This window comes from Streptomyces sp. URMC 129 (assembly GCF_051386415.1).
In the GTDB taxonomy this organism is placed as follows: domain Bacteria; phylum Actinomycetota; class Actinomycetes; order Streptomycetales; family Streptomycetaceae; genus Streptomyces.
This window is the reverse complement of the sequence record NZ_JBPQTQ010000199.1, coordinates 1-7,180: the sequence shown is the minus strand read 5'-3', so window position 1 is coordinate 7,180 and position 7,180 is coordinate 1. Positions and strand designations below refer to the sequence as shown.

General features: G+C 73.2%; 6 protein-coding genes. 3 read left to right on the top strand and 3 right to left on the bottom strand.

Annotated elements, in window-relative coordinates; translation table 11 throughout:
- The first annotated feature begins 202 nt into the window (after positions 1–202).
- From acs to ACSNOC_RS26385, 3 genes are all read left to right on the top strand, one after another.
- Positions 203–2,164, top strand: coding sequence for an acetate--CoA ligase (gene acs, locus ACSNOC_RS26395; protein ID WP_436750085.1), 1,962 nt, complete (start codon positions 203–205; stop codon positions 2,162–2,164).
- A 185-nt stretch (positions 2,165–2,349) separates the two neighbouring features.
- Complete coding sequence (locus ACSNOC_RS26390) at positions 2,350–2,787, top strand: phage holin family protein (RefSeq protein ID WP_436750084.1); 438 nt, start codon at positions 2,350–2,352, stop codon at positions 2,785–2,787.
- Complete coding sequence (locus tag ACSNOC_RS26385; RefSeq protein WP_436750083.1) at positions 2,784–3,719, top strand: alpha/beta fold hydrolase; 936 nt, start codon at positions 2,784–2,786, stop codon at positions 3,717–3,719. Before ACSNOC_RS26390 ends, ACSNOC_RS26385 begins: the two co-directional genes overlap by 4 nt.
- Before the next feature lie 325 nt (positions 3,720–4,044).
- On the opposite strand, the gene ACSNOC_RS26380 is transcribed toward ACSNOC_RS26385, so the two are convergent.
- From ACSNOC_RS26380 to nth, 3 genes are read right to left on the bottom strand one after another with little or no spacing between them, the layout of a single operon-like run.
- Positions 4,045–5,250, bottom strand: coding sequence for a MarP family serine protease (locus tag ACSNOC_RS26380; RefSeq protein ID WP_436750082.1), 1,206 nt, complete (start codon positions 5,248–5,250; stop codon positions 4,045–4,047).
- A 13-nt stretch (positions 5,251–5,263) separates the two neighbouring features.
- Entirely contained in the window at positions 5,264–5,950 is a 687-nt protein-coding gene (locus tag ACSNOC_RS26375) for an NUDIX hydrolase (protein WP_436750081.1), read from the bottom strand.
- Entirely contained in the window at positions 5,947–6,819 is an 873-nt protein-coding gene (nth, locus tag ACSNOC_RS26370; RefSeq protein WP_436750086.1) for an endonuclease III, read from the bottom strand. The genes ACSNOC_RS26375 and nth overlap by 4 nt, the downstream gene beginning before the upstream one ends.
- Between the last annotated feature and the right edge of the window lie 361 nt (positions 6,820–7,180).

Genomic DNA, 7,180 nt, shown 5'->3' with positions numbered 1-7,180 from the left:
CCCCCCCCCCCCCCCCCCCCCCCCCCCCCCCCCCCCCCCCCCCCCACGCCGTGCCGTCCACGGATCCGCGGCCATCCGGGGCGGGTCCGCGACCAGCGCGCCGGCTGGTCTACACCAGGCGCCTCGTCAGCCTTGTCAAAGGGGCGACCGGACTGATGAGCTGTGCTGCGGGACCCATCTGACGCCGTGCCGAGGAGACGCCGTGACCAACGAGAGCCTGGCCAATCTCATGACGGAGACGCGCAGGTTCGCGCCCCCCGCCGCCGTGGCCGCCGACGCCAATCTGACCGCCTCGGCCTACGAGGCCGCCGCCGCGGACCGCCTCGGCTTCTGGGCCGAGCAGGCGCGCCGGCTCACCTGGGAGACGGAGCCCTCCCAGACCCTGGACTGGACGAACCCGCCCTTCGCCAAGTGGTTCGCGGACGGCCGACTGAACGTCGCGTACAACTGCGTCGACCGGCACGTCCTGGCCGGTCACGGCGACCGCGTCGCCATCCACTTCGAGGGCGAGCCCGGCGATTCCCGCTCCCTCACCTACGCGGAGCTCCTGCGCGAGGTGTCCCGGGCGGCCCACGCGCTGACGGAGCTCGGCGTGGCGGCCGGCGACCGGGTCGCGATCTACATGCCGATGATCCCCGAGGCCGTGGTCGCGATGCTGGCCTGCGCCCGCATCGGCGCCCCGCACTCCGTGGTCTTCGGCGCGTTCTCCGCCGACGCCCTGGCCACCCGCATCGAGGACGCCGACGCCCGCGTCGTCATCACCTCCGACGGCGGGTACCGGCGCGGCGCGCCGGCCGCGCTGAAGCCGACCGTGGACGAGGCCCTCACCCGGCCGGGCGCGGCCCGCGTCCGCAGCGTGCTCGTCGTCCGGCGCACCGGCCAGGACATCCCGTGGACGGACGGCCGGGACGTGTGGTGGCACGAGCTGGTGGCCCGTCAGCCCGAGCAGCACTCGCCGCAGGCGTTCGACGCCGAACACCCGCTGTTCATCCTCTACACCTCGGGCACCACCGGAAAGCCGAAGGGCATCCTGCACACCTCGGGCGGCTATCTCACCCAGGTCGCGTTCACCCACCACGCCGTCTTCGACCTCAAGCCGGAGACGGACGTGTACTGGTGCACCGCCGACATCGGCTGGGTCACCGGCCACTCGTACATCGTGTACGGCCCGCTGGCCAACGGCGCCACCGAGGTGCTGTACGAGGGGACGCCCAACACCCCGCACAACGGCCGGTGGTGGGAGATCGTCGAGAAGTACCGCGTCACGCTTCTCTACACGGCGCCCACCGCGATCCGCACCTGCATGAAGTGGGGCGACGACATCCCCGCCGCGTTCGACCTCTCCAGCCTGCGGATCCTCGGCTCGGTCGGCGAGCCCATCAACCCGGAGGCGTGGATCTGGTACCGCAAGCACATCGGCGGCGACCGTACGCCCGTGGTGGACACCTGGTGGCAGACCGAGACCGGCGCCATCATGATCAGCCCGCTGCCGGGCGTCACCGCCGCCAAGCCCGGCGCCGCGCAGGTGCCGCTGCCCGGCATCGCGGCCACCGTCGTGGACGACAACGGCGCGGAGGTGCCGCACGGTTCGGGAGGGTACCTGACGCTGACCGAGCCCTGGCCGTCGATGCTCCGCACGATCTGGGGCGACGACCAGCGGTACCTGGACACGTACTGGTCGCGGTTCGAGGGCAAGTACTTCGCGGGCGACGGCGCCAAGAAGGACGGCGACGGCGACATCTGGCTGCTGGGCCGGGTGGACGACGTCATGCTGGTCTCCGGGCACAACATCTCCACCACGGAGGTCGAGTCCGCCCTCGTCTCCCACCCGCGCGTCGCGGAGGCGGCCGTCGTCGGCGCCACGGACCCGCAGACGACGCAGGCGATCTGCGCGTTCGTCATCCTGCGCGGCGGCGCGGCCGAGGACGAGGGGCTGGTGGACGAGCTGCGGGCGCACGTCGCCAAGGAGCTGGGCCCGATCGCCAAGCCCAAGCGGATCCTGCCGGTGGACGAGCTGCCCAAGACCAGGTCGGGCAAGATCATGCGCCGGCTGCTGCGGGACGTCGCGGAGAACCGCGAGCTGGGCGACGTCACCACGCTCACCGACTCCTCGGTGATGGAGCTGATCCAGGCCAAGCTGCCCACGGCGGTCGCCGAGGACTGACCTGACGGCACGTCACAGCGGCAGGGGGCGTCCGATCGGCCGGTCGGGCGCCCCTATACCATGGGCGCCATCACTCCTCTTCAGCGACGGTGAGATATCAGCTACTGACGCCGCACCCTCGCGCCACTACTGTCACGTGCACCACCACAGGATCCGCCTCCGGGAGAGGAAAGAGGGAGAACGCGATGAGCGCAGCGGAAGAGGGCCGCAGTCTCGGGGAGCTGGTCGCCTCGGCCGCCGAAGAGCTGTCCGGGCTGGTGCACGAGGAGATCGCGCTGGCCAAGGCCCAGATCAGGCAGGACGTGCAGCGTGCCCTGTGGGGCATCATCGCGGTCGCCGCCGGAGCGGTGCTGGCCCTCTTCGCGGTGGCGCTGCTGAGCTTCGCCGTGGCGGACGGGCTGCGGGCCTGGTGGGACGTGCCGATCGGTGTCACCACCGCGGTCGTGGGCGGGCTCTACCTGGCGGCGACCGGCGGGCTCGTCCTGTTCGCCGTCAAGAAGTTCGGCCGCCTGGGCAGCACGCAGCGCTCGATCCGGTCCGCCAAGTCGTCGGCCGCCGTACTGGCCACCGTCAAGCCCCATCCGCGTGCCGTCCCCGCGGACAAGGCAGGCTCCATCACATGACCAGTCCCGATCAGTCCGGGATGCGGTCCTCGGTCATCCTCCGGGACGGTCCCTGGACCCATCGGGACGTCGCCGCCAACGGTGCCCGCTTCCACATCGCCGAGCTCGGCGACGGCCCGCTCGTTCTGCTGCTGCACGGGTTCCCGCAGTTCTGGTGGACCTGGCGGCATCAGTTGACCGCGCTGGCCGGCGCCGGGTACCGGGCGGTCGCGATGGATCTGCGCGGGGTGGGCGGCAGCGACCGCACGCCGCGCGGGTACGACCCGGCCAACCTGGCGCTCGACGTCACCGGCGTGATCCGTTCCCTGGGCGAGCCGGACGCCGCGGTCGTCGGGCACGACCTGGGCGGCTATCTGGCGTGGACGGCTGCCGTGATGCGGCCCAAGCTGGTGCGGCGGCTCGCCGTCGTCTCCATGCCGCACCCGCGGAGCTGGCGTGCGTCGCTGCTGCGCGACCCGCGGCAGACCGCCGCAAGCTCGTACATCTGGGGCTTCCAGCGCCCCTGGCTGCCCGAGCGGCAGCTCGCCGCCGACGGCGCCGAGGCGGTCGGCCGGCTGCTGCGCGCGTGGTCGGGGCCGCGGCAGCCGGACCCCGAGGACGTCGAGGTCTACCGGCGCGCGATGACGATCCCGTCCACGGCGCACTGCTCGATCGAGCCGTACCGGTGGCTGATCCGTTCGATCGCCCGCCCGGACGGGGTGCAGTTCAACCGGCGCATGAAGCGGCCGGTGCTGGTGCCCACGCTGCACCTGCACGGCTCGCTCGACCCGGTGATGCGCACCCGCAGCTCGGCCGGGTCCGGGGAGTACGTCGAAGCGCCGTACCGCTGGCGGCTGTTCGACGGGCTGGGGCATTTCCCGCACGAGGAGGACCCGGTGGCGTTCAGCACCGAGCTGATCGACTGGCTGCGGGACCCGGAGCCCGACCGCTGAGGCGTGCCGCGGGCATACGCCGACAGACTTCGCTTCCGGGAGGTTACTGACCTTGGACCCCGGGCAGGGTCGAGGGTATGGGCTGGACGCACGACTACCGTGACGTGGCACGTGATCGACGCGGCGAGGGAGCCGCCGCCCGGGCGCGCAGCGCCGTGCGGCGGATCCAGGGCGGCCCCTTGGTGGACCCCCCTATCGGCTTTCCGGATATTCTGCGCCGCCGCGCACGCTGGGTCGGCGTGCGGCTGCGGCACCCCCGCGGCTGACCCGCCGCGGCGGGTCCGCGCCGCGTCACCTGGCGCCCGTCGTCACATGGCGCATACCTTCACATCGCGCACGCCTGGCTGTCGACCGGTTCGTCGGCGGCCCGGCCCCGCGCGATGATCTCGCGCACCTCGTCCGCGGTGAGGGCGTAGCCCGTGCGGTCGTCGTCGAGTGACTTGGCGAAGATCACGCCGTACACCTCGCCGTCCGGCGTGAGCAGCGGGCCGCCCGAGTTCCCCGGGCGGACCGTCGCGTACAGCGAGTACACGTCGCGGCTCACCGTGCCCCGGCGGTAGATGTCGGGCCCCTCGGCCTGGAACCGCTCGCGAACGCGCGCCGCCCGGGCGTCGAACGGGCCGCTCTCGGGGAATCCGGCGATGATTGCGTCGTCCCCGGTGACGGCGTCGCCCTCGCTCAGCTCCAGCGGCGGGGCGGTGAGGCGCGGCACGTCGAGGACGGCGACGTCCCGCTCCCAGTCGTAGAGGACGACGCGGGCCCGGTACAGCCTGCCCTCGCCGCCGACCTGCACGGTGGGCTCCGCGACTCCGCCGACCACGTGGGCGTTGGTCATCACCCGGCCGTCCGCGAACACGAAGCCGGTGCCCTCCAGGACCTTGCCGCAGCCGGACGCGGTGCCGGTCACCTTCACGATGGACCGCCTCGCCTCGGCGACGGCCGGGCTGTCCGCCAGGGCGGCGTCGGGCGGCGGGACCTCGGTGATGGGCTCGGCGGCGAAGGGCGAGAAGACCTGCGGGAACCCCTGCTGAGCGAGGACGGAGCCGAAGTCGGTGAACCAGCCGTCCGCCCGCTCCGGGACGACCTGCGAGACCCCGAGCAGGACGCGGGAGCCGCGGACCTCGCGGCCGACGGTGCCCAGCGTGGTGGTGGCCAGCACGGAGCCGAGCAGCCAGGCGACGAGCAGCATCGCCAGCACGTTGACCAGAGCGCCGCCGGTGGCGTCGAGGGCACGGGCCGGGGACCAGGTGATGTGGCGCCGCAGCCGGTTGCCCAGGTGGGTGGTGAGAGCCTGGCCGACCGTGGCGCTGATGACGACGGCGGCGACCGCGGCGATCGCGCCCAGCTCCCCCGCCCCGCCGCCGTCCGCGTCGCCCGCTCCGTGCCACACGAACTGCAGGGCGTACACGGCGATCAGGCCGCCGCCGAGGAAGCCCGTGACGGAGAGCGCCCCGACGACGAAGCCCTGCCGGTACCCCACCACGGCGAACCAGACGGCGGCGAGCAGCAGCAGGATGTCGAGCCCGTTCATGCCCGCTACCGTCTCACGCCCTGTGGTCGAGCGATATCTCCCGGTCGCGGTCCCAGGGCACTTCCCAGCCCGCGTAGTGCAGGATCCGGTCGATCACCCCGGCGGTGAAGCCCCACACCAGGGTGCCCGCGACCTCGAACGCCGGGCCGCGATACCCGCTGGGGTGGATGGCCGTGCCGCGGCTGTGCGGGGCGGCCAGCTCGGCGACGGGAACGGCGAAGACGCGGGCCGTCTCGGCCGGGTCCACCGGAGCCACCGGGGACGGCCGCGCCCACCAGCCCAGCACGGGCGTGACGACGAAGTCGCTCACCGGGATGTAAAGCCGCGGCAGCGTGGCGAAGACACGCACCCCGGCCGGGTCGAGGCCCGTCTCCTCCTCGGCCTCGCGCAGGGCGGCGACCAGCGGCCCGTCGCCCTCCGGGTCGCCGTCCTCCGGGTCGAGGCCGCCGCCGGGGAACGAGGGCTGCCCGGCGTGCGCGCGCAGGCTGGTGGCCCGCTCCAGCAGCAGCAGCTCCGGACCCCGGGCCCCCTCGCCGAACAGGACCAGGACCGCGGACGGACGGCCGCCGGACGGGGGCGGCAGGAAGCGGCTGAGCTGCCGCGGCCGGATGGTGCGGGCCGCGACGGCCAGGGGGCGCAGCCAGTCCGGGACGTCCTCGGGACCGATCCGCGGGGCGTCGGCTTCTCGGGCACTGGTCATGCGGCTCCTAGGGGCGGGGCGGGCTTCCCGGGGTAGTCGGCGGGCGGCTTCAGCCGCTGGCCCGGCTGTCCGCCCATCTCGTACTTCAGCAGCTTCCTGGCCTTCTCCGGGTCCGTCTCGCCCTCCCCGTAGGAGGGGCACAGATGCGCGACGGGGCAGGCTCCGCACGCGGGCTTACGGCTGTGGCAGATGCGGCGGCCGTGGAAGATGACGCGATGCGAGAGCATCGTCCACTCCTTCTTGGGGAAGATCGCGCCGACCTCGGCCTCGATCTTCTCCGGGTCCGTCTGCTCCGTCCACTTCCAGCGGCGGGCCAGCCGCTGGAAGTGCGTGTCGACGGTGATGCCGGGCCTGCCGTACGCGTTCCCCAGGACGACGTGCGCGGTCTTGCGGCCCACGCCCGGCAGCGTCACCAGGTCCTCCAGCCGGCCGGGGACCTCGCCGCCGAACCGGTCGCGCAGCGCGGCCGACAGCCCTATCAGCGCCTTGGTCTTGCTGCGGAAGAAGCCCGTGGGCCGGATGATCCCCTCCAGCACCGCCGGGTCGGCGGCGGCCATGTCCTCGGGGGTCGGGTAGGCGGCGAAGAGGGCGGGGGTGGTCTGGTTCACCCTCAGGTCGGTCGTCTGGGCGGACAGGACCGTGGCGACCAGCAGCTCGAACGGGTTCGTGAAGTCGAGCTCGGGGTGCGCGTAGTAATACACGTCGGCCAGGATCCGGTTGATCTTGCGGGCTCTGCGGACCATGCCGAGCCTGCTCTCCGGCTTCGCCCCCCTGCCGACGGCCGTCGCCCCGGCCACCGGACCGGCGGCCGGACGGGCTGCCGCCCCGGCCCGCGCGCCGGACGGGGCACTGGTGCCGGCGGCGCCCACCGCGGTCGCCCCGCTCCTCCGCCCGGCCGCACGGCGTTCGCTGTCAGCGGAATCCTGGGCTGCGCTCACCCGCCCGGACCTCCCTTTCTCGCATCGTGGTCCCGTCCTGCCTCATGCGCACCACGCGCCTGTTGACCACCCGGCCAGCGTAAACGGCCCCACCGACATTCGCCCGGCTCCGAGGAAATCCGGCCCCGAAAGGGGACCTGGCGTGGGCACGGCTGTCCCAGTACGTCAAACTTGTGACTGATAGCACTGCCGAGGTGTCCGGCATCATGAGGGGCGGCCCCTTGCCGCCTCCTGCCGAACCCGGCCGACAAGGAGAGGAACTCGTGGACGACGTTCTGCGGCGAGCCCCGCT